At 53.1% G+C, this 21,157-nt stretch carries 22 protein-coding genes; 8 read left to right on the forward strand and 14 right to left on the reverse strand.

Features of this window, described 5'->3' with window-relative positions; translation table 11 throughout:
* Positions 1 to 2 precede the first annotated feature (2 nt).
* From leuS to VMW85_06845, 8 genes are all read right to left on the reverse strand, one after another.
* Positions 3 to 2,879: a leucine--tRNA ligase gene (gene leuS / locus VMW85_06810; GenBank protein HUT27736.1), complete on the reverse strand. Its 2,877-nt coding sequence runs from the start codon at positions 2,877 to 2,879 to the stop codon at positions 3 to 5.
* Between the two features lie 137 nt (positions 2,880 to 3,016).
* Positions 3,017 to 3,760 (reverse strand): TPM domain-containing protein, encoded by a 744-nt coding sequence (locus VMW85_06815; protein ID HUT27737.1) that lies wholly within the window; start codon positions 3,758 to 3,760, stop codon positions 3,017 to 3,019.
* An 8-nt stretch (positions 3,761 to 3,768) separates the two neighbouring features.
* Complete coding sequence (locus VMW85_06820; protein HUT27738.1) at positions 3,769 to 4,320, reverse strand: LemA family protein; 552 nt, start codon at positions 4,318 to 4,320, stop codon at positions 3,769 to 3,771.
* Between the two features lie 56 nt (positions 4,321 to 4,376).
* Positions 4,377 to 4,964, reverse strand: a complete 588-nt coding sequence (locus VMW85_06825; protein ID HUT27739.1) for a hypothetical protein — start codon at positions 4,962 to 4,964, stop codon at positions 4,377 to 4,379.
* A complete protein-coding gene (locus tag VMW85_06830; protein HUT27740.1) occupies positions 4,961 to 5,959 on the reverse strand; it encodes a hypothetical protein in 999 nt (332 codons plus the stop codon). Before VMW85_06830 ends, VMW85_06825 begins: the two co-directional genes overlap by 4 nt.
* A 2-nt stretch (positions 5,960 to 5,961) precedes the next feature.
* Positions 5,962 to 6,705, reverse strand: coding sequence for a zinc ribbon domain-containing protein (locus VMW85_06835; GenBank protein HUT27741.1), 744 nt, complete (start codon positions 6,703 to 6,705; stop codon positions 5,962 to 5,964).
* A 9-nt stretch (positions 6,706 to 6,714) separates the two neighbouring features.
* Positions 6,715 to 7,857, reverse strand: a complete 1,143-nt coding sequence (locus tag VMW85_06840) for an SPFH domain-containing protein (GenBank protein ID HUT27742.1) — start codon at positions 7,855 to 7,857, stop codon at positions 6,715 to 6,717.
* Positions 7,858 to 7,861: 4 nt separating this feature from the next.
* The gene (locus VMW85_06845) at positions 7,862 to 8,395 is read right to left on the reverse strand and encodes a hypothetical protein (GenBank protein HUT27743.1); all 534 of its coding nucleotides are present in this window, start codon (positions 8,393 to 8,395) and stop codon (positions 7,862 to 7,864) included.
* Positions 8,396 to 8,900: 505 nt separating this feature from the next.
* Between VMW85_06845 and VMW85_06850 the strand changes: the two genes are divergently transcribed.
* Positions 8,901 to 10,511 carry an FMN-binding glutamate synthase family protein gene (locus tag VMW85_06850; GenBank protein HUT27744.1) on the forward strand — a complete coding sequence of 537 codons (1,611 nt, stop codon included), beginning with the start codon at positions 8,901 to 8,903 and terminating at the stop codon, positions 10,509 to 10,511.
* A 474-nt stretch (positions 10,512 to 10,985) separates the two neighbouring features.
* The gene (locus VMW85_06855; GenBank protein ID HUT27745.1) at positions 10,986 to 13,004 is read left to right on the forward strand and encodes a thioredoxin domain-containing protein; all 2,019 of its coding nucleotides are present in this window, start codon (positions 10,986 to 10,988) and stop codon (positions 13,002 to 13,004) included.
* Here the strand turns inward: VMW85_06855 and VMW85_06860 are convergent.
* Both VMW85_06860 and VMW85_06865 read right to left on the reverse strand, forming a co-directional pair.
* The gene (locus VMW85_06860; GenBank protein ID HUT27746.1) at positions 12,996 to 13,580 is read right to left on the reverse strand and encodes a DUF4443 domain-containing protein; all 585 of its coding nucleotides are present in this window, start codon (positions 13,578 to 13,580) and stop codon (positions 12,996 to 12,998) included. The genes VMW85_06855 and VMW85_06860 overlap by 9 nt on opposite strands.
* Positions 13,581 to 13,583: 3 nt before the next feature.
* Positions 13,584 to 14,882 carry a methionine adenosyltransferase gene (locus tag VMW85_06865; GenBank protein ID HUT27747.1) on the reverse strand — a complete coding sequence of 433 codons (1,299 nt, stop codon included), beginning with the start codon at positions 14,880 to 14,882 and terminating at the stop codon, positions 13,584 to 13,586.
* Between the two features lie 131 nt (positions 14,883 to 15,013).
* Between VMW85_06865 and VMW85_06870 the strand changes: the two genes are divergently transcribed.
* Positions 15,014 to 15,577 carry a CBS domain-containing protein gene (locus VMW85_06870; protein ID HUT27748.1) on the forward strand — a complete coding sequence of 188 codons (564 nt, stop codon included), beginning with the start codon at positions 15,014 to 15,016 and terminating at the stop codon, positions 15,575 to 15,577.
* A gap of 21 nt (positions 15,578 to 15,598) precedes the next feature.
* On the opposite strand, the gene rnz is transcribed toward VMW85_06870, so the two are convergent.
* The 3 genes from rnz to VMW85_06885 are packed head-to-tail and all read right to left on the reverse strand — an operon-like array spanning position 15,599 to position 17,871.
* Positions 15,599 to 16,504: a ribonuclease Z gene (rnz, locus tag VMW85_06875; GenBank protein HUT27749.1), complete on the reverse strand. Its 906-nt coding sequence runs from the start codon at positions 16,502 to 16,504 to the stop codon at positions 15,599 to 15,601.
* Complete coding sequence (locus tag VMW85_06880; GenBank protein HUT27750.1) at positions 16,495 to 17,616, reverse strand: MFS transporter; 1,122 nt, start codon at positions 17,614 to 17,616, stop codon at positions 16,495 to 16,497. Before VMW85_06880 ends, rnz begins: the two co-directional genes overlap by 10 nt.
* 39 nt (positions 17,617 to 17,655) lie before the next feature.
* Entirely contained in the window at positions 17,656 to 17,871 is a 216-nt protein-coding gene (locus VMW85_06885) for a hypothetical protein (GenBank protein ID HUT27751.1), read from the reverse strand.
* An 82-nt stretch (positions 17,872 to 17,953) separates the two neighbouring features.
* Here VMW85_06885 and VMW85_06890 point away from each other — a divergent pair, with 82 nt between their 5' ends.
* From VMW85_06890 to VMW85_06905, 4 genes are all read left to right on the forward strand, one after another.
* Entirely contained in the window at positions 17,954 to 18,370 is a 417-nt protein-coding gene (locus tag VMW85_06890) for a universal stress protein (protein ID HUT27752.1), read from the forward strand.
* A gap of 98 nt (positions 18,371 to 18,468) precedes the next feature.
* Entirely contained in the window at positions 18,469 to 19,116 is a 648-nt protein-coding gene (gene rpe, locus VMW85_06895) for a ribulose-phosphate 3-epimerase (protein HUT27753.1), read from the forward strand.
* A gap of 106 nt (positions 19,117 to 19,222) precedes the next feature.
* Positions 19,223 to 19,633 carry a hypothetical protein gene (locus VMW85_06900; protein HUT27754.1) on the forward strand — a complete coding sequence of 137 codons (411 nt, stop codon included), beginning with the start codon at positions 19,223 to 19,225 and terminating at the stop codon, positions 19,631 to 19,633.
* A gap of 43 nt (positions 19,634 to 19,676) precedes the next feature.
* Complete coding sequence (locus VMW85_06905) at positions 19,677 to 19,850, forward strand: hypothetical protein (protein ID HUT27755.1); 174 nt, start codon at positions 19,677 to 19,679, stop codon at positions 19,848 to 19,850.
* On the opposite strand, the gene VMW85_06910 is transcribed toward VMW85_06905, so the two are convergent.
* Positions 19,851 to 20,060, reverse strand: a complete 210-nt coding sequence (locus tag VMW85_06910) for a TRAM domain-containing protein (GenBank protein ID HUT27756.1) — start codon at positions 20,058 to 20,060, stop codon at positions 19,851 to 19,853. It abuts the gene before it with no gap.
* Between the two features lie 63 nt (positions 20,061 to 20,123).
* Here VMW85_06910 and fen point away from each other — a divergent pair, with 63 nt between their 5' ends.
* The gene (fen, locus tag VMW85_06915) at positions 20,124 to 21,134 is read left to right on the forward strand and encodes a flap endonuclease-1 (protein ID HUT27757.1); all 1,011 of its coding nucleotides are present in this window, start codon (positions 20,124 to 20,126) and stop codon (positions 21,132 to 21,134) included.
* Positions 21,135 to 21,157: the final 23 nt, after the last annotated feature.

Below are 21,157 nucleotides of genomic sequence, written 5' to 3' on the forward strand. Positions count from 1 at the left end.
GCTCACTCAACCAGGATGGCCGGGCGTCCCGGTACGGCCTGGCGAGATTTCCCTTGCGGGTCTGGTGTACCAGGTTCTCCGGCTACATGTACTTCCACGTGACAATTGTATTCCTCGCTCAGGAAATTGAGGCAGCCGGAAAGGAAGGCGTGCTCGTCAAAGCTCTGCCCCGTCCGTTCGATCTCCGATGCGGAGCGTTTCATGAATTCCTCGGCCAATTTTCGGGCGTAGTCCGAGGCACCCTTGCCGTGACCGCGTATCTCCTGATCGGTCATTGCCGCCTTGGTCAAAGTGGGTATCTGCAGTTCGTTCTTTGCCGACAGGTCCAGGGCCATTTTCATCACCCGGTATTTCCAAGGGGCCGCAGTATACAACAGCATCCTGCTGGGTTTGATACCGGTGACCTTGAGGATCTCATTGGCATCGTTCATCATGGCCTTGAGATACTCCTCAGCCCTTTCCTTGGCGATATCGACATCGTTTTCCTGCACCTGGGGGAACGCGGCCGATGAGACCATTCCATTCCGCCCGGAAGATTCCCACAGTTCCTCGGCGGTATGAGGTGTGATGGGCATCATCAATGGAAGCAGCATGTCCATCACCCGCGAGATCGTCACGGAGTTGGAACCGCCTCTTCTTTGATACCACCGAAGATCGTTGAACGCTTCGAAATATACCTCGGTGGCCAAGGAGCGCAGGTCGTAACCCTTCATATGATCACGGACTCGAAGCACTCGGCTGGCCATGCGTGATATGAGCCACCCGTCCACATCATTGGGCATGCCATTCAAGGTCATGAGGTCCAATAAGGTCCGTTCCATCTTTTCGGTGCGGGCGGTATAGCTTTCCACCGCCTCGTTATCCCATTCGACATCGGCGAAGGGTGAGGCAATGTGGGCGTAATAGAGGCGCAGAGCATCGACCCCATATTTCTCCGCGGCTCCTGGGATCGGTTGGGCACCACCTTTCGACTTGGATATCTTGCCTCCTTTTCCGATGATGTACCAGTTGACGAATATCCCTTTCGGGAGCATCTCCGGCGGCAATATGGCCACGTGGTTCAACAGGAATGCCGGGAAGTGCACGGTCATGTGCTCCTTGCCACCGAGGTTCATGTCCAACGGATACCAGTAATGCACCTCGTCATGGATCTGATGCAGCAGTTCCGCGGTTACGCCAGTTACTTCACTGACCTTCTCGAACGAACCTTTATCTAGAACAACCAGATCGAAGAACTCCTCGGTCATCTGCTCGGCCTTTAACCGTCCATCGTTGGCGAACTTCGATATTGCATAGTAAAGAGGGTAGAGCGTTGAATCCGAGATGGCCTCGATGATCCATTTCTCATCGAACGGGAAACGTGTCCCGATCCAATTTCCCTGGCGAACGCAGGCTCGTTCACGGAACCATTCCAGCACGGCATGGATGTTGATGCTATATTCCGCCGGGAAGATGTCCATGGACCGGGCCTGTTCCTTGGCCGCTTCGGTGATCTCCAGATTGGCATAGTCGATGAACCATTGGTCATCGACCCTCTTGATGACCACCGGCTCGCCACAGCGGCAGATCACCGTCTCGGAGAGGTCGTACATGACATCAGCCTCTCCAGATGCGAGCATTACCTGCTTCATCCTATCCTTGGCTTCCATCACCGGGAGGCCGGCGTATTCGCCGGCGGTCTGGTTCATCCGGCCGGTATGGAAACCTTCCTTGTACACCAGCTTCTTGGCGTCTTCCAGCCGGGGATCTCCAGGAGCCTCGATGCCCATCTTCTCCGTCACTTCCACCGCTGGCAGAGAGGACCAACCTTTCATCTCGATGATAGCTATTGGCGCTATAGCACGAACCTCATCCACATCAAGGCCGAACTTCAATAGGGTCGTCTCATCCCTCTGAAGGGCCCTCAGGGATATCCAATCATCCGGAGAATCGGATGGAACGGACGTTACCAGGCCGGTCCCGACGTTGGGGTCGCAAAAGTCCGCTGGTAAGGTCAATATCTCCCTATGGACCATCGGCGCCACGCATTTCTTGCCTATGAGATCGGTACCTTTCAGCTCCTCCAATCTCTCCAGGCCGTCCTTCTGATAGGTGAGCTTTTTAAAGGCGGCCTCGCTGACCACCCAAACCTCGCCGTTGACGTTAACTTTGACGTAATCGGCCTCAGGGTTCACCCAGAAGTTGGTCTGGCCAAAAACGGTCTCCGGTCGTAAAGTAGCGGCGACCAGGTACATGTCATCGCATTTGAACTTGAGCAGGGTGTACTCCACGGTCTCGGCGCCGCCACCGCATTGGATGTCCGTTTCCGAGGCGTCGATGGCCACTGGACCATGACATATGCAGGCTGGCGCGAAGTACGGTTTCTGGATCAGCAGTCCTCTTTCCATTAATTTGCGGAACTGCCATCTGATGAACATCTGGTAATCCTTGTTTATCGTGGAGGTGAACCGTCTCCAATCGCTCAGGAAACCGAAGCGTTTCCAATACTGGTTAATATAAACGTCGTTGAAGAACTCGACGACCTTTATCGGGTCCTCCAGCTCGTCGAGCATTTCGAGGGGGCAGGTGTTCCCGCAAAGGTAATCGACGGTCTTCTGGTCCCTGCGAGCGATCCTGGCGGCCAAGCTTATAGCCCCGTTCCCCGTGGCGTGCGTACCTACGGGGAACATGACGTTGAACCCTTCCAGCCGCTTGTAGCGGGCGATGGCGTCCACATAGGTGTAGCCGCGCATGTGCCCGACATGCAGGTACCCGGTGACCCCAGGGTAGGCGAAGATGAGCATGAACTTCGGTCTGCCATCCATCTCAGCTTCGTGTATTCTGGAAGAGTACCATCTTCGCTGCCATTTCTCCTCCAATTCGCTCGACCTGCTGGACATCAGTTCACCTTGTGATGCTGCCTGATTGGAAAGACCTTAATTAATGATTTCGAGGATTAGGGGGGAAAGACCCCTGCAATATATTCTGAGATGCGGAGAGGATATCTCGATGGCCTCAAGGTCGTAGGGCATGATCATCAGTATCTGCCTCCAGCTCCCCCTCCGCCAGACCGGCCTCCGCCAAAACCGCCACGACCGCCGCCGCGGGACAATAATAGGAAGAGGAGGAACAGAGCACGTCCACGGGTGACGATCAAAACTGCTACCACCACGATGATGGCGATGACCCACTGCCACCAGGTGAGCGGTATGCCGCCGATGGGATAGGCCGGATCTCCGGACTGCGGCGCCTCATACTTATCGATGATCTCCGCCCCCAGGTAGAGGGCCATATTGTAGACGGCGCTATCGTAATCCTCCACCTCCAGATAGGGGACCACCTGGTCCTGCGCCACCCGGTTTACGAACGTGGGCGTCAGGACGCCTTCCAGACCGTATCCCACCTCCACCTTCCATTCCTTGGTTTCGGTGACGATCAGGATGAGCACACCGTTATCCTTCCCCGCCTTCCCCAGCTCGTTCAATTGAAAGGTGCGTAGAGCGAACTCGTTGGCCTCACGTGGTTGGGTGCTATTGACGATCAGCACCGCCATCTCGCAGGAGGTGTTATCGTCGACGAAATAACAGATATCATCGACCGAATAGTAAGAATCCAGAGAGAGCGCGTTGACATTATCGGTGACGTAATATTCCAGGGTGGGTATGCCTTCGAAACGCGTGTCCTTCGGAGGAAAGATGGCCGGGACTATAACGAGGAAGATGAGAAGGGCCGCGATCACGATCGCCGCCGATCCCAACAGCACCCGGCCGGTGCGGTTCATTACCTAGCTCACATCCCCTGTGAGTAGTACACCGCCTCTTGGAAGCCGAAAGCGCCTGCGAACAGCACATTGGGGAAGCTGCGTATGGCTGTGTTGTATTCCCTCACCGCATCATTGTAGAATATCCTGGCCGCGTCGATCATCCCCTGGGTGGAGGATAGCTCGGCGATGAAATCTCTCATGACCTCGATCGATTGCAGAACAGGATAGTTCTCATAGGTAGCTACGAACAATAACATGTTACGATCAAGCTCTTCTGTGGCATTAACGTTGGCCGCTGGATCTCCCCTGGAGTTTAACCAGTTGGTCCTGGCATTAGTGATATTCGTTAATAGGTTCTGTTCAAACAGCAAAGAGGCATTGGCAGCGGCACTGACTGCGGGGATCAATTCTATTCTGCGTTGATACCGAGCCTCGATGTTGCCCCAACCGTTCTCCACCTCCTGTTCCTTGGCGATCATGTCGTTATAGGCCAGGATGATCATCATGACAACGATAAGTACAGCTACCGCGGCGATTATACCAGCGATCAGCCCCTTGCTGAGACGAAGCTCGGCCATGTTCACCTATTATCAATGGTGGTTTTTTAATCTTTTTATGCTAAGGTCTCCCCATGTCAGAACCCAGGTACCACTCCGCCCTCACCTTTTATGAAAGGCAGGTATATCAACCGGGCATCGTGGACCTGTAACTGGTAATCGAGGTACTGCAGGGTACCTGGTTTCTCCGCTTCCATGGTTACGATGACGAAATCGGCCATCTTCATCGCCTCTTCCTTGGGAACCACTGTCGGGGCTCTCTCCACATTATTGAAGTCCAAGCGCAGCGAGTACATGGGTTGGGCCTCGGTCAAGTTCATGGCCCACCTCTTGAACTCATCGACATCCGTTTCCCAGGCTGGTATATAGATGAAGATGTTGCCGCCATTGGCCGTACCCTTCAATAATCGGCCAAGCTTATGCAGCATGCCACCAGCCACATTGGACTGGTTTATCGTGAACCCGGAGAACAGACGCCAGAAGGGCATATAGACCCGGTCCGGGGGAGAGTTCGTATGGAACTCGGCCACATCGAAATCGATGACATTGATCCCGCCGTCCCTTATGTGCATTGTCTTACAGTGGGGGCAATAGAAAGCCAGGTCCCTGACCTTGGAATAGATCGGTTGTTGGCAGTGCGGGCATTTGATCTGCAGGACCTTCATCGGTTGAACCTCCACTTAGTACCGGTGATCTTGAAACCTTTCAAAGGGTTACCCAATTTCTTATCATCGAAATCACCGTCTATTATTTCCGAACCGTGCCGGAAGAACATGTAGGTGAATCCAAGGATCACAGCTCCGACGACAAGCCCACCTATGGCGATGGTCACATCCTCAGCCCCGATGCCGAAGGCCAAGCCCGCGGCGCCTATCAAACCGCCTATCGAGGTCCCCCCGGTCACCGCTAGGCTTTGGTAGAGCGGATCACCCGGAGCCCTTCCGGAAAGAACGTTGCCGGTGACCCCGTCGATCGTTGCCATGTACATCCTCTCCCCATATGCATAGCGCACTACCCATACTGGGTAATAGATCATGCTCAGCCTCTTCGGTATGACCGTCATCTTCTCGAAGGTCACGTGCGGCACGTTGGCGTCATCCCGGGCATCGCTCATCGCTCGCTGTTTGGACAGTTCCACCGTCTCGTCCTTGCTAGTGGTGCTCTCGAAGGTCGGAATGCTCTCGAAATCAGTGAACGATACCTCTCCTGAGTTGTTCCTCAGGTACTTGATGCCGAGATCGCCGGGGTCGCAGGCGATGTTAGTGTACCGATAGTCCCGCAGGACCATCTCCTCTTTCGGTATGCGCTCGGTATGGGTGTTACCGTGCTTATCGGTGTAATGCCTTTCTTCATATCCACATATCCATCCAGCGACCCTGGTGGTCGTGCTCCAGAAAGGTAGGTAGATGGGATAGCATTCCATCAATCGACCTTTCTTCTTCAGGTCCCTTGCCTTCAACCCCTTGCGCCACCATTGCTCCGTAGCCCGTAACACGCTGTCCTTGTTCTGCATGTTCTTATAGGCGATGGTGATGACGCCAGCGTCTCCCTCTACCCACAGCAGGGAATCGCAATATTGGCAATTGATGACGTTATCTCCCTCACTGATCTGTATGGCACCGCCACAGGAGGGGCAGTTCAAGCCTACGCTGACAGACAAGGTCACATCCTCCTGGCAACGAAGTTGGCCACTAGGAACACTGCGGCCACGGTCCCTACCATCATCATCATCGCAGGCAGCGGGTAGTTCGATACCAGCAATCCTTCTACCAGAAAGGCCACGAACCCGATGCTGGCCACGGCCATGTAAGCAACTGAGCTCCGCTGAGGGAAGTCGGCGGAGAACACCTCGCCCGATGAGGCGCTGATGACCACCACGAAGGTGCGCTGTTCGAAGACATAGTCCAACCTCCATATGGGAAAGTAGACCAATGCCTGTTCCTTGGCCGTTCCCGGCAGGTCATTTAGATAGGTGGTCATTTCGATGTCTGGCTTGACCAGCTCTGCACCTGAGCTGTCGAACTTATCATCGAATATCTTCAGGTCACCGCCTGGCACCTTCAAACTGTGCAATCCGGGCAAGGTCGTGGAGGCGGCAGGTTCCACGTGAACCTGTTCCATGCCATTAACGTCCCGTTTGAACATGTATACCGGAAAGTATTGTTTCTTCAATGAGGAGATCTGGGCCAGCTTGTCCAGGTCCTTGGCCTTGGTTGAGCCTCCGCCCCAGCGTCGAAAGACACCTATGGCATCGTTCTCCCCCATGGCGAAAGGTAATGCATAATAGAATCCGGCCCCGGAACGGTCGACATAGATCTGAGAGGAGCAGTAGGAACATTTTACGAACTTGTCCCCCACATCGAACTCGACCGGTGCCCCGCACTTGGTGCATTTCATGCTGGCCATTTGAACACCTTAGATGCCAGTACCACATTCGGGGCAGAACTTTGCGGACAATGGCAGCTCTTTGCCACACTTCGGGCATTTCATATTTCCTTTCAACTGCTGTCCGCATTCCAAGCAGAACTTGGAATCCGCCGGGACCTCCATACCGCACTTTTTACAGGTGATCTTCTCCGCCTGCATTTTGTTACCGCAATTACGACAGAACTTGGCCTCAGAAGGATTTGGCGCATTGCATTTGGGACAAGGGACCATGTTCGTAGATTGTACCGCTTCCGCGGCCGGAACCGCTGGTATCGCGCCAGGGGCGGGTTGCTGCGAGCCTTGTCGTACGGCATCGACCATCATGTAACCGGCACCGAACCCTGCACCTATACCTACACCCGCAGCTGCTGCGCCTCCCGACGTGTTGGTGGCGGCCTCGCGCATGGCCTGTCCGGCCTGATACGTGGCGTAATTGGTGTTCAATATCTGCATGGATGCACGAGTGTCTACCGCCTTCTGAACCTCGTCCGGAAGGGAGATATACATACCCGAGACCTTGTCGATAATGATGCCATAAAGGTCGAAGTGGTCCTTCGTCTTGGAAAGAATTACCTGTTCAATGTTGGTCAGCTGGCTGGCGAGATCCGCAACTCCCATGCCTTTGTTCTTCATGTCACCGATGGCGTTGTAGATCAGTACCACCATCTGCTCCTTGATGCGCTCCTCCACCTCGGCGGAGGTTGCGTAGTTCAAAGTGCCCAAGAACTGGTTGACGAAGTTCTCCGGGGAACCGACCTTGTAACGGAATTCACCGAAGACCCTGAGGTTGACCATGCCGAACTCAGCATCCCGGAATTGATAGGGTTGCTTGCTGCCATACTTTCCGTCGAACACCTTCTTCTGCAGGTAAACGACCTCAGCATGCTGTCTGACGCCCGATAAGGCCTCAATGACCTTGCCAATGATGGGGGCGTTGAGCGAGGTAAGAGCGTAACGGTCTGGGCGGTCCAGGTATGCCAGTGCTTTACCGTCCCGGTAGAACACGGCGATCTCATCCTCCCGCACCACTATGTTATCATTGAAACGAATGTTGCGGGGCATGCGGTACATGATATTGCTCCGCTTCTCCCCGTCCTCCCATTTGAATGTCTCTGCACCTATCAAGCTCATTTGTTCACAACCCCGTTCCAGTGATAGCGGTCTTTCGGCGATTGAATCGTTCCTCGAGGCCCGTCACTCTGTACCTCACAGTATCGATCGCGAACATCAGGTCGTTATCGTTTCCCGACGTGATCATCTCGGGCACGTTTATCAAGGCCTGGTCAATGAATTGTAGGCTCTCGATCATGGAGGCGTCATACTCATATAGACTGTCCAGCTCTCTTTCCTTGATCTTAATGTCGGCGGATATTCCGGAATAACCGACCTCGGCGTGGGCCATTTTACCTTCTATCTTTTTAAACAGGTTGATGACACCGCCGATCTCCTCTAATGCATCGGACATGGGATCCTTGCGCACCAGGGCGCTTCTGGATTCCTCCAACTGGGTCCTCTGCAGACCTAGTCTTTTGGCCAATTCCGCCCTCAGCATGCGGTCGGAATCCCGGATGTCCTCCCTGATACGATAGCCACGAAAACCCGGTATGACCAATTGGATCTTCTTTAGTATTCCTCGGTCATCTTCCACCTTATCCCTGATGTCCGGCAAATGAACCCACTCCTTGGCCCATCATGATATGGCGGTGTATTAAATTTTGGTTTACATACGCTCTCGAGTCATCCCATTGGAGGGACCGTGCTTGCGATAGTATCTTCTCCCAAGTATGTAACCGATCAAGGCGAAGGGTACGATCAATAGGAAGGCCAACACCTCAGCCGTTAAAAAATAGACCACGTCTCCAATTAGGATACCGACCGCAGCTCCCCAGATCGTACTTAGATATTTAACGTTAAGACCCAACTTGGAACACCAGGCATTGTTAATTGTTTTTGATTATAAACATTATCCTCCATATCCTATCTGTTTTCACATACGGTATGTATATGATTTAGACAAATAGTCGGTTATTCTAGTACTGGCCAATTAATTTTAGACATTTATCTATATACTATATAATGTAAATGAGCAATCATCTAATTTGTTTTGGGCAATATTCATATATGGACAACCAATCCAAGCAGAATATAGTTTTACAAGGAGCGTGAAATCAACCTTGAACACCATAGAAAACAGTAGGTCGACAACAGGCACTAAGACCCGGGTGCAGGATATCAGCCCGGTCAATGGCATGTGCCCCATCTGCGTTGAGGATTGCAACGTGCTTTGCGAGGTAGGTAAATCCGCCTTCCGGGGTCGCGAGGTCCTATACCCGATCCCTGAGTACTTCGGAAAGAGCACTGCCGCCTCCAATAAGGATTTTCATCTCGACTGGTCGCATTTTCAGATCATGGCTGAGCTCATAGGTGCCTATGGCATCGAACCAACTTCTGACAAGGCGTTCTTTGAGAACGCCGATGTCACCACCTATGTTGCTAGTCATTCTAAGAACCCCATCCCGCTCAAGGTACCTCTGGTGATCGCCGGTCTGGGTTCCACTGCCGTCGCCAGGCGTCACTGGGATGCTATGGCGAAAGGCGCTGCCATAAGTGGAATAATTCAGACCGTGGGCGAGAACGTGTGCGGAATGGACCACGAGTCCACGTACAGCAAGGGCAAAGTTACTCACTCCCCCGATCTGGAGTTCCGCGTCAACTCCTTCCGTGAGCTGTGGGACGGCAAACACGGAGGCATCGCCGTTCAGACCAATGTCGAGGACCAGCGTGGCGGCGTGGACGAATACGCGCTGTCCAAGTTGGAAGTGGACATCATAGAAAGGAAATGGGGACAGGGCGCCAAGGCCATCGGCGGCGAGGTCAGACTCACCACTTTGGAGCGGGCCCTGGAACTGAAGAAGAGGGGATACCTGGTGTTGCCAGATCCTGAGGACAAGGATGTTCAGGAGGCGTTCAAGAATGGTGCGTTCAAGAGCTTCGAGAGGCATTCTCGCGTGGGATTCCCTGAGCACAAGTCGTTCGTCGAGGATGTCGAGGACCTAAGGTCCAAGGGTGCCAAGTATGTCTTTTTGAAGACCGGGGCCTATCGACCTGAGGTAGTGGCCTTCACCATGAAGGCGGCATCAGATGCCAGGATCGATATGCTGACCTTCGATGGAGCTGGCGGCGGTACTGGTATGTCCCCGGTTCCCATGATGAACGAGATGAGCACTCCGACGGTGCATCTTCAGGCACAGATCATGATGTGCGCCAAGGCCCTAAAGGAGAAGGGCAAGTTCATACCCGACCTGGTCATGGCTGGTGGTTTCGTCAACGAGACACAGATCTACAAGTCCATGGCCATGAGCAATCTTGGCGATGGGCCCCTGGTGAAGGCCATCGCCATGGCCCGTGCTCCTTTGTTGACGGTAATGAAGAGCTACAACTACGTGAAACTGGCCGAGGCGAACAGTCTGCCCGCTGGTTTCGCTACCTGCTACGGCACCAACCCCCGTCACTTCTTCATCAACGCTCAGGAGATCGAGGACCGCTTCCCTGGAAAACTATTGGGTAAGGACATACCCTATGGTGCAGTTGGCGAGTACACCTACTTCGAACGCGTGGGAGAAGGCCTGAAGCAGCTCATGGCCGGCAGTCGCAAGTTCAAGTTCCAGTACATCGAACGTGCGGACATCGCCTCCCTGACGCCCTATGCCCAGAAGGTCACTGGAATAGAGACCCTGGAGAACATGGCGGAAAGGGTAATGATGCCCATGATGGAAAAATGGTGAACGACCGCATCAAACCTCTTCAAACCCTTTTTCATTTTATTCCCCACACAAATTTATTTAAAAGATGATTTCATAATCATTGATGTTCGACGGGATAAGGGGATTCGAAAGTCCCATCGGACCAATGGGAGGAAAAACGCAAAGGGGTTAATGGTCGGTGACGACCGGCTTTCCAAACCATTTCCAAACCTCTTATTACCCTTTCTTGCCTTTTATTGAACATTCGAGACTCCAGTATGGGTAATCAGAAGATAACTATCGAGATCGACATAGGGATCGAGAATGCGGCGTACACTAATGATCTGCCTGCACTATGATAGCACCATCCCTTCCTCCGCCCTGATGGTTGCAGATGTTCGTTCTTTTCGTCCCTGGGCTTGAACGACCGGTCTGTTCATATCACCATTTCACATCTCCATCCATACCAATGGCCCGGGTGTCAAGGGTAAGTTAGATTACCTTGCAGCTTCGTTCATGGAACTCATGGCAGAGGAAAGAAAGGGAAATCGTCTTGTCGGGGAGAGGAGCCCCTATCTTTTACAACACGCGTATAATCCGGTGGACTGGTATCCTTGGGGGGAGGAAGCGTTCGCAGCTGCCATAGATCTCGACAGACCCATTTTCCTTTCCATAGGGTATTCTTCCTGCCACTGGTGCCACGTGATGGAACGGGAGAGCTTCGAGGACCTTGATGTGGCCCGCCTTATGAACGAGACGTTCGTCAACATCAAAGTGGACAGAGAGGAGCGTCCGGACGTTGACAGCCTGTACATGAAGGTCTGTCAGATGATGACCGGTGGCGGAGGATGGCCGCTTACCATCATAATGACCCCGGACCGGGTCCCATTTTGGACCGGGACCTACCTGCCTCGTTTTTCCAAACAGGGAATGACCGGCATGCTAGAACTCGTGCCGGCGGTGAACAAGGTCTGGCGGGAAGAAAGGGATGATATCAAAGATGTGACGGTCAAGGTCCTGGAGATGCTCGATTCGTTCGAACGAGACCCAGAGGAGGGCGATGTCTCAATGTTACCACTGCTCGCCCTGGAGCGATTGAAGGAGGATTACGAACCCAAATATGGTGGATTTGACGGGGAACGCAAATTTCCCTCTCCACATAAGTTGATCTTCCTCATGCGGTATTGGAGGGAACATCACGATCAAGTGGCCCTTGATATGGTGATCAAAACGCTGGATAACATGATCAAGGGGGGGATCAGAGACCACGTCGGAGGGGGCTTCCACAGATACTCCACAGACCCCCGATGGCACCTGCCCCACTTCGAAAAGATGCTTTACGACCAGGCATTGATATTAATGGCCTTGGCCGAAGCCTACGCCATCACCTCCAAACAGGAATACCGTCAGGCCGCCGAGGAACTGATAGTGTACGTGGAAAAACGTTTGACCTCGCCCGAAGGCGGCTTCTTCTCCTCCGAGGACGCTGATGCGGATGGCGAGGAGGGATCTACCTATCTTTGGACATACGATGAGCTGTCCTCGCTCCTATCCGCGGAGGACATGGTCATCTTCAAGGAACTCTACGGGATCTGGGATTCGGGAAATTATCGTGATGAGGGGACCCGTATGAGGTCGGGCAAGAACGTTCTGCATCTCACCTCTTTCGTAGCCGAACATGCCACGAAGAAGGGGATGGACCCGGTCACCCTAATGGCATGGGACGTTGATCTGCGGGAAACAATGAGATCGAAAAGAGATCAACGGCCTGACCCTGCCCTCGACGACAAGATATTGACGGATTGGAACGGGCTTATGATCGTCGCCCTATGCAAGGCGCATCGTTACCTAGGTTCGGAAAGAGCTTTCCGCATGGCTAAACAAGCGCTCACCTTCTTGGAGGAAAGGATGGTGGTCGATGGGGAACTATATCATAACAGCCGAATTGGACATATGGGCGCCCTATCCTTCCTCGATGACCACGCATGCCTGGCTTGGGCCCATTTGGAGATGTATTTTCTGACCCACGAGGCGAAACAGTTGGAGAGGGTACTGGTCCTCACTGAGCAGATGATAAACCTATTTACCGACAAGGAAGAGGGCGGCCTCTTCATGTCGCGGGAAGACCCGTTGTTACTGGTTCGCATCAAGGACCTTTATGATGGTGCCGCACCCTCGGGCAATTCCATCGCCTATTACATATTGGTACAACTGGCAGCCATGTTCAACGACGCGAGGATCGTATCGGTCGTGGAGGGCAGCGAGCGTCATTTCCTGAAGGAACTTCGGGTAGTGCCCTCATCATATGCCATGTTCATCAATGGGGTCCTCATGAAGGAGATGAGCAAAACGTTGGAGATATTCGGGCCCGGGAACTTTCATATCGAGGGATACCACCCTCATCTTCTGACCACAATGGCCGAGCACCTGGAGAAGGGCGCGGTTCGTCAAAGACCTTCCTACCGCCTTTGCCTCAAAGGCACCTGTCTGCCGGAAACGGAGGACTTGACGGAGATCAAAAGGATGTTAAAGTAGATCGAAGGCCGCCGCCAATGCTCCGTCCTCCGCCATGGCCACCGTGGGGGCGGTGCCGATGATTATGGCATCTCCGTCACGGATGTTGAATACGGAGCGAAGCAGGGCGGTAATAGCTGGATCGTGCTCGTCCAGCTCGTAGTCCGGTGGCACTATCATCTTACCACCCCTTACCACCAGGGTGGTAGCGCCATCCGCCCCGGCCATGATGGCCGAGTCTCTCTGCTCGACACCCATCTTGATCTTGTCACCGTTATTGCTCATCTGCACCGCCACGCACTCCAGCCCCAGGGCGATGGAGCCATGACCGATGTTGGCGATCTTGATGGGAAGATTCGATAGGAAGTCGTTTCCGTGGCGAGTGATCTTGACCCCGGTCTGCCGAATGTCGATCATATCAAGGCCACGCAGGTACTCGATTATCGTCCGCATACTGCCTTCGCCGATGCCCACCGCGTCCGCTATGTGCTTTCTTCCTTTGCGTTTCTGGTCCGAGAGCGCCATCAACGTGCGGTAAACGTGATGGTTTCCAAAGCGGTGCACCGGACCGTAGCGTGGCAGATCGACGAGCTTCATGCTTCAGAACACCGTTACCTGTCCTTTTACAACTTTCTCCGTCACCTTACCAATGTTATCTAGCCATTCGTCAGCGATGGCGTAGGCTTCCTTCTGCCACTTCTTGAAGTCCGCACCGGGGGCCATGAACACTTGAACGCTGCAGGTCTCGGGATCGCTGATGTGACGACCGATCTGAGACAGAATACGCACATTGGCTTCCAGGATGTTGCCGTTGCTCTTCTTCACGATATCGTTGGCGATCCAGTTGGCCAGGATGTTGTACATCTTGCCCACGTGGGTGACGGGGTTCTTACCGGCGGAGGCTTCCATGGACATGGGGCGATAAGGTGTGATAAGCCCGTTCATGCGGTTCCCGCGTCCCACCGATCCGTCGTCTCCGTTCTCAGCGCTCAGACCAGTTACGGTCAGATAATAATTGCCGGTCGCCGGGTTATCGGCATGGTTGATATCCACCCTCACATCGTAATCGGTGAACTTCGTGGCATTGTCCAGAACCCTCTCTTTCATCTCACCTAGGACGCTTGAATAATGGTCGGCGTCAGGTATGTATCGATCGACCATGGCGCAGGCGATGGTCATGGTGATCTCTTTGTCCCTTCGGGAGCACATGACCTTGACATCCTCGCCGGTCTCTTTGAGCTTCTTCTTCATAGCACCGTTGATGTACTTCTCCGTCTCCAGGCAGACCAGTTCGGTCTCGGAATATGGGGCGTAGGAACAGCCGAAGGAAGTGTCGTTGGCCAGCAGACAGTGGTTCTCATGTCCTTCCATCTTGCATTGGTCCTCCAAGGCCTCGAAGTTCTTGATCAGGTCGAAAGAACCCTTACCGATCTTGCAATCCACGATGACATCGTTCTCGGTGTCCAGATTAGGGAAGCGGGTCAGATATTGCTTTGCCGCGGCTATGGCCACGGTGGAGAACGGCAACCTCTCACCGTTCACCTGGGTTATTGCCCTTCCGGAAAGCATTATGTAGATCGGCTCCAGCATCCTACCTCCACCGAACTTGGGGGCGCTCTGTCCGCCTACGATCTCGTTCTGGTCGGTGTTATGGTGCAGGATCTCTCCGTATCTCTCTAGATACATCTTGCATAGGGCACGGGAGACGGCCTCGGCTATACCATCAGATATGCTGTCTGGATGGCCTATTCCTTTTCGCTCCACCAATTCGACCTTCTGCTGGGCCAATGGAGTGGACAACATGCTTTCCACAACGATGTTCTTCGAGGGCTTCTTTGGAGCTACCTTACGGGCCACCGGTTTCGCGCTAGCCTTGACCTTTGAACTGACTTTTGCCATGATCTTTCACCTTTTCGTATTGATTGGAATGACCCGGGGCATACCGGGCTAAGTAGGCCATTGGAAAATCCTAGTTTGATATAAGTGTAATTGACTCAAATATTCTTATATGAATAAAGCTATTATCTATTATGAAGTTCCCTCCTGAATCGGAGATCAAACATCTGCGTAAGTCCTTGGACATCACGCAATCAGAACTTGCCCGTTCAAGCGGGATCAGCCAGTCCACCATAGCAAAGCTGGAAAGAGGGAATATTAAAGGAAGTTATGAAGCGGTGACCAAGATATTCACCTTTCTTCAGGAGGAATCTCGCAGGAGGTCCAAGGCAAGTAGGGCAGTGGACCTGGCCACCAAGGACATCGTAGGGGTTCAGGCCACAGAAAAGGTCAGGGCCGCCGCTGACCTGATGCGTTCTAGCGGAATTTCCCAAATGCCAGTCTTCCAAGGACGCCAGCATGTGGGTAGCATAAGTGAGATGATAATCCTGACCAGATTGAGGGACGGGGAAAGAATGGAGACCATCGTCGAGCTCAATGTCAATGAGATGATGGATGAAGCTTTTCCTATTGTGAACGAGGATACCCCCATTGAGGCGGTGACATCCTTGCTGAGCTGTTCCCACGCGGTCATGGTGAGCAAGAACGGTGACATGACCGGGATAATAACATCTGCCGATCTGCTCAAGCTGATGTGACTTATATTCACATATGAATCTCTATTCGTTCCTCACAATGAAGGTATCCAGATCATTTGGGATCATCGTATTTGGAAATATTCCTCGAGCTTCAAGAAGAAGTGGGTCGACATCGTCGTACCTCCCGCTGATATGGACCAGATAGAGCACCTTTGCATCGACTTCCTTGGCCAGGACCGCCGCGTCCTTGGAGGTGCTATGACCGTATTCCTTGGCCTTCTGGCTCAGATCCGAGGTCACTGTGGCCTCATGTATCAGAACGTCCGCGCCCTGAGAGGCATCACACATTTCCTGGCATGGAGAGGAATCGCCGCTGTATACGATCTTCAATCCTTTTCTTGGGGGTCCCATGACCTCCTCCGGAGCAACGCGCTCCTCACCGACCATCACGCTCTCCCCATTAACCAGCCTTGAGAAGTCCGGCCCCTCCCTGATCCCGAGGTCCAATGCCTTTTGCGGATCGAACCTGCCCGGTCTGTCCTCTTCATGGAATGCGAACCCCAAGGAAGGGATGGTATGGGTGGTCCTGAAGGCAGTGATGCGGTAGCCTTCCCCAGTGACCATTTGTCCCGGGACCAGGTCCACGCCTTGAACCTCATATTGCAGGTCGAAGGTACCTAGCCCAAGCAATCGGGTCACTAGGTCGGCGGTCCCTTCGGGCCCGTATATCTCCAGAACTGCAGTACGGCCGTAAAAGTTCATGGACTGGATCAGACCTGGCAGACCTAGGAAATGATCTCCGTGATGATGGGTGATGAATATCCTGGTGATGCGCATAAAGGAGACGGATGATGACATCAGCTGCCTTTGGGTCCCCTCTCCACAATCGAAAAGTAGTACCTCCGGCCCCCGACGTAGGGCGATCGACACCGTGTTCCGTTTTGTTGTTGGAACGCTGCCGCCGGTGCCCAGGAATGTTAGGTCCATGTCCCCCCATCCCCTTTGCCATCTAAAACTATTTTCTCCCGACGGGTAAGAAATCGATTGCCGATGACGAACACGAGGAACCCGACCGCCGCCAGACCGGTGGCTATGTACATTGAACCATGATAGCCCAAGGTGAACACGGTCACCCCTCCCAACAAAGCGCCCAGGATGGCGGATATGCTCAGGGATGACTGCAGCAGACCTGCGGTGGTGCCTTTTTCATCGTTCCTCTCCATCAGATATTTGATGGAACCGACGTAGAGACAGGACCAGGAAGCGGCGATGGAAATCTGCATCGGTATGATCTCCTCGGGCCGGGTGACCAACGTGTATGATGGAAAGGTAAGGATCGATATCAGGAAGCCGGCCATGACCAGATATCTTGCGTTGAACCGGTCTATGAAGCGCATTAAGATGAACTGTCCCATGGCATTGACCCCATACATGAGACCAATGAACAGCATGCTGGCCCCCAGGTCGGCCAGGAAGATCGGATAGACGACCCATATCATGTTGGCGCCTGTGTGACGGAACATGACCGAGAGGTACACCGGGAAATTGTGCTTCATTATCGCAACGGGGAAGAACGGCACCTTATGCACCTTCTCTTCCCCGAATGATAGGCGAAGGGATAGGATGTAGGCCACCAGGAGCAACAATGAACTGATCAGGAATATCTGGTAATAGATTCCCACGAAACCGGCGACGAACGTACCTGCACCGAAACCTAGGCTACCAAAGGCGGTGAAACGACCCACTTTTCCTTCTGATTCGTAGACATGCGCCAACAATGCGGATGGATAAATGCCAGCACATAGGCCGACCATGATCCGCACTACCGCCAGCGTCTCGACGCTGTTGACGAAGATCAAGAGGAACAGTGAGATGCATGTTAGGGCCAGTCCGGCCTGAAGGTACAGGCGTCGCCCATGCACGTCCGAGGCGCGTCCAAAAATATAGGACGAGATGAAAAGGGCCATGCTGAAGGAGGCGGTAATGATGCCGATCTCCATGATGTTCGCGCCCAGGTCGTCCCTGAGCATATTGGGGATCAGTAAGGCGGCACCGGAAAGCCCGGCGCTCGACATTACCTGGATATAGCCGGCCTTCATACCATAGATGACTCCCTCGAGATGATCAGCTCTTGTTCATCAACGGCCCAGCGCCTCTAGTTGACGGTCCTTCTTTGCCAACTTTTTGAATTCCCTATAGTGCTCTTTGCAAAGATGCACCCTTTTTAGACCTTCTTCCACTTTGAGCTCGACCTCTTCGGCCGCATCCCCTGAAATGGAGCGCTCCGATTCAGCCTCGCAGCCCTTGATGTCGCAGGTCTTGTGCTCCTTGATAGCGTGACGAGGTTCCACCATGCACCAGGAACCTTCATGGCCAATATAATAGGATTGCCTCTACGGGGATATCCTTATGCGTTCATCACCCAATATTGAATGCATGAACGATCGGTTGAAGATCTTGGTCTGCGTGGACGGTTCTGAAAACTCCTTGAGAGCTGTGGAGTTCGCTCGCGACATTTTTGTGCCCATGGACGCCTATCTGACCATTTTAGTTGTGGTCACCCCAATGGATTGCGATTATTTCATGGAGAAGACCGCACCGGCCTGTGACATCGATGGCATCGCCAAAGCGAAATCGAACGCGGGGATATCCTTGATCAAGGAGTCGGGCGGCCGATATTGTCTCAGCACAATGACGGGAAACCCTCCAGAGGTGATATTGAACGTTTCATCGCGCCACGACCTGGTCATCATGGGCCGCAAAGGTTCCTGTGCCGCGACCAATATCTCATTAGGGGGAGTTGCGGGTCAGGTCAGTCAGAACATTAAGATACCACTGATCCTCGTCCCCTGAACAGGTGCTCTTGATGGGTGGGCAGGTCCTTCCCCTCCCCATCCAAAGTATTTTTACCACACCGGACATCTCTGGAACGTTCGGTCGAGGTTCTTAAAATGGTCAAGGTAGCTCCATCGATATTGTCCGCGGACTTCTCCCGTTTAGGGGAGGAGGTGCACCGATTGCAACGAGCTGGGGCGGATTGGGTGCATGTAGATGTGATGGACGGTATGTTCGTTCCTAATCTTACCATCGGTCCTGACGTGATCAAGGCCTTACGACCCCACGCTACGATACCCTTCGATGTGCATCTCATGATCGAGCGTCCTGAGCGATACCTGAAGCAATTCGCTGAGAGCGGGGCGGATTACATAACGGTGCACGTTGAGGCCACTGAGGACATGGGAAAGACGTTGAACGAGATAAGGCGTCTTGGCAAAAAGCCCGGTATCTCTCTCAATCCGGGCACAGATCTTTCTCTGGTGAAGCCGTTCTTAGCGGATGTCGATCTATTACTGATCATGGCCGTACAGCCTGGTTTCGGCGGTCAATCCTTCAAACCTGAGATATTGCCTAAAATTTCCGAGGCGAACGAACATCGGAAGAATAATGGGCTTAATTTTGAGATCGAGATCGATGGCGGCATCAACCGGAGCACCGGTTTACAGTGCGCGAAGGCCGGAGCGACAGTGCTGGCTGCCGGTTCATCCCTATTTAAATCTGCGGATATGTCAGCGGAGATCGCACTTTGGCACGGTTTTTAAGGTCATCGGGGCAATAGCAAGTATAATAACGGAGAACCCGAATCTAGGGCGAACCTTGTCGTATTTAAGCGATAGGGTCCATGTACATCGTGAGAATGATCTACTCATGGCACGAATAGGCTCTAAAAAATCATTGGTGGCTAAGCTAGGCATTAAAGAGGGAATGAGAATTCGTATAATCAATCCCCCTTTGAAATACGATCTGGCACTGGGCCGCTTACCAAAGAATGTTGTTGAAGTCAGCGGTAGCGATACCGACCTAGATTTCGTCCAATTGTTCACCTCCTCCGAGGATGAATTGAGAAGAGAGTACCCCATACTCATGCGCGGTCTGAAGAAGGAAGGTATCTTCTGGATCTCATATCCACGCACTTCATCTAACATCGAGTCGGACATCGTCGGTCTGACCGTTAGGGAAGTTGGCACCGGTCATGGTATGGCCGAGGTCAAGATATCAGCTCTGGACGATGATTGGGCGGGCATCAAGTTCGTAAACAAGAAAAAGGATGTGGACTAGACTCAGTAAACTTCATATCGAGGGGCTGTATTGCGGAGTTGCTATGATGCTGAAGATATCCGATAAGCAGATGGTCTTATTCTTGACCGTCGTGGTCCCGCTGCTCATCCTCTTTGCTGCCCTGCTCGTGGCCCCCAACATCTGGGTAATCATGCTGGCCATCCTATGGATGGGTGTTGGCCTAATGATGTTGTACATACCTAAGGCCGAAGGTTGATCAAACCTTTCGTCCGAAGGCAACTTTTCTCTCCAAACGGATTATGCGCACCTTCACCGTATCACCGGGGGTGGTATCTGGGATGATGATGACCAATCCTTCGATCTTGCCTATGCCGTCACCTCTCTCACCGATATCTGTGATGGTGACATCGTAGACCTGCCCCTCTTCCACCGGCCTTTTTCCGGCAGAAACGTGCTCGTCCCGCATGACGTATCGATTGGTGCCTTGGACAATAACTTTATGGCCGGGTGTCATAACATCATTGGGAACATGGGAGTAAACCTTTCAGACCTAGTCATCACCAAGGACATTGAACCGAGGGACCTGATGGGGCGTACCGTCGCCATTGACGCTTACAACGCCATCTATCAATTCCTTTCGGTGATAAGACAGCCTGATGGCACCCCCCTTATGGACCCCCGCGGCCGCGTCACCTCTCATCTGGAAGGACTTTTGAACCGGAATGCCAACCTAGTTGAGATGGGGATCCGTCCAGCCTACGTATTCGATGGTATCTCTCCGGAAAAAAAGGAAGCGACCATCAAGGAAAGGAGAGTGAGGAGGGAATCTGCCAAGAAGGAATGGGAGCTGGCAAAGGCCGAGGGGGATGTACGAAAAGCATACTCCAAAGCAACACAATCATCACGCATAACCAACGAGATAGTGCAATCATCACGCATATTGCTCACACATCTTGGCATACCGGTGATCCAGGCGCCGGAAGAGGGCGAGGCCCAAGCGGCGTACATGTGCGCTAAAGGGGACGTATGGGCGTCGGCCTCTCAGGACTTCGACTCCCTGCTTTTTGGAACTCCACGTCTGGTGCGGAACCTGACCCTCTCCGGACGAAGGAAGATGCCGGGCCGTAACGAGTACCGTGAGGTACGCACCCAGCTCATTGATCAGGAGGAAACATTACAGAACTTGGGCATCAACGCTCGGCAATTGGTAGATCTTTGTCTACTTGTTGGGACGGACTTCAATCCGGGTGTCGTTGGTATAGGGCCTAAGAAGGCCCTCAAGTTGATCAAGGAGCATCATGACCTGCCTTCGGCGCTCAAAGCACTTGGCATGGACGAACATGATCTCGATCAAGTGGAGTCGATCTTTCTGAACTTTGAACGTACCGATGATTATCGACTACAGTGGGAAGCACCTGACCAAGAGAAGGTCAGGGAAATGCTTTGCGGAGAGTACGGTTTCACCGAGAAGCGCGTCGCGTCCGCTTTGGAAAAATTCTCCTCCGGTAAGAAGAACCAGCGGCGTTTGGACATGTTCTGATCAATTTATACAACCTTTTTTAT

It is taken from the genome of Methanomassiliicoccales archaeon (assembly GCA_035527755.1).
GTDB lineage: Archaea > Thermoplasmatota > Thermoplasmata > Methanomassiliicoccales > UBA472 > UBA472.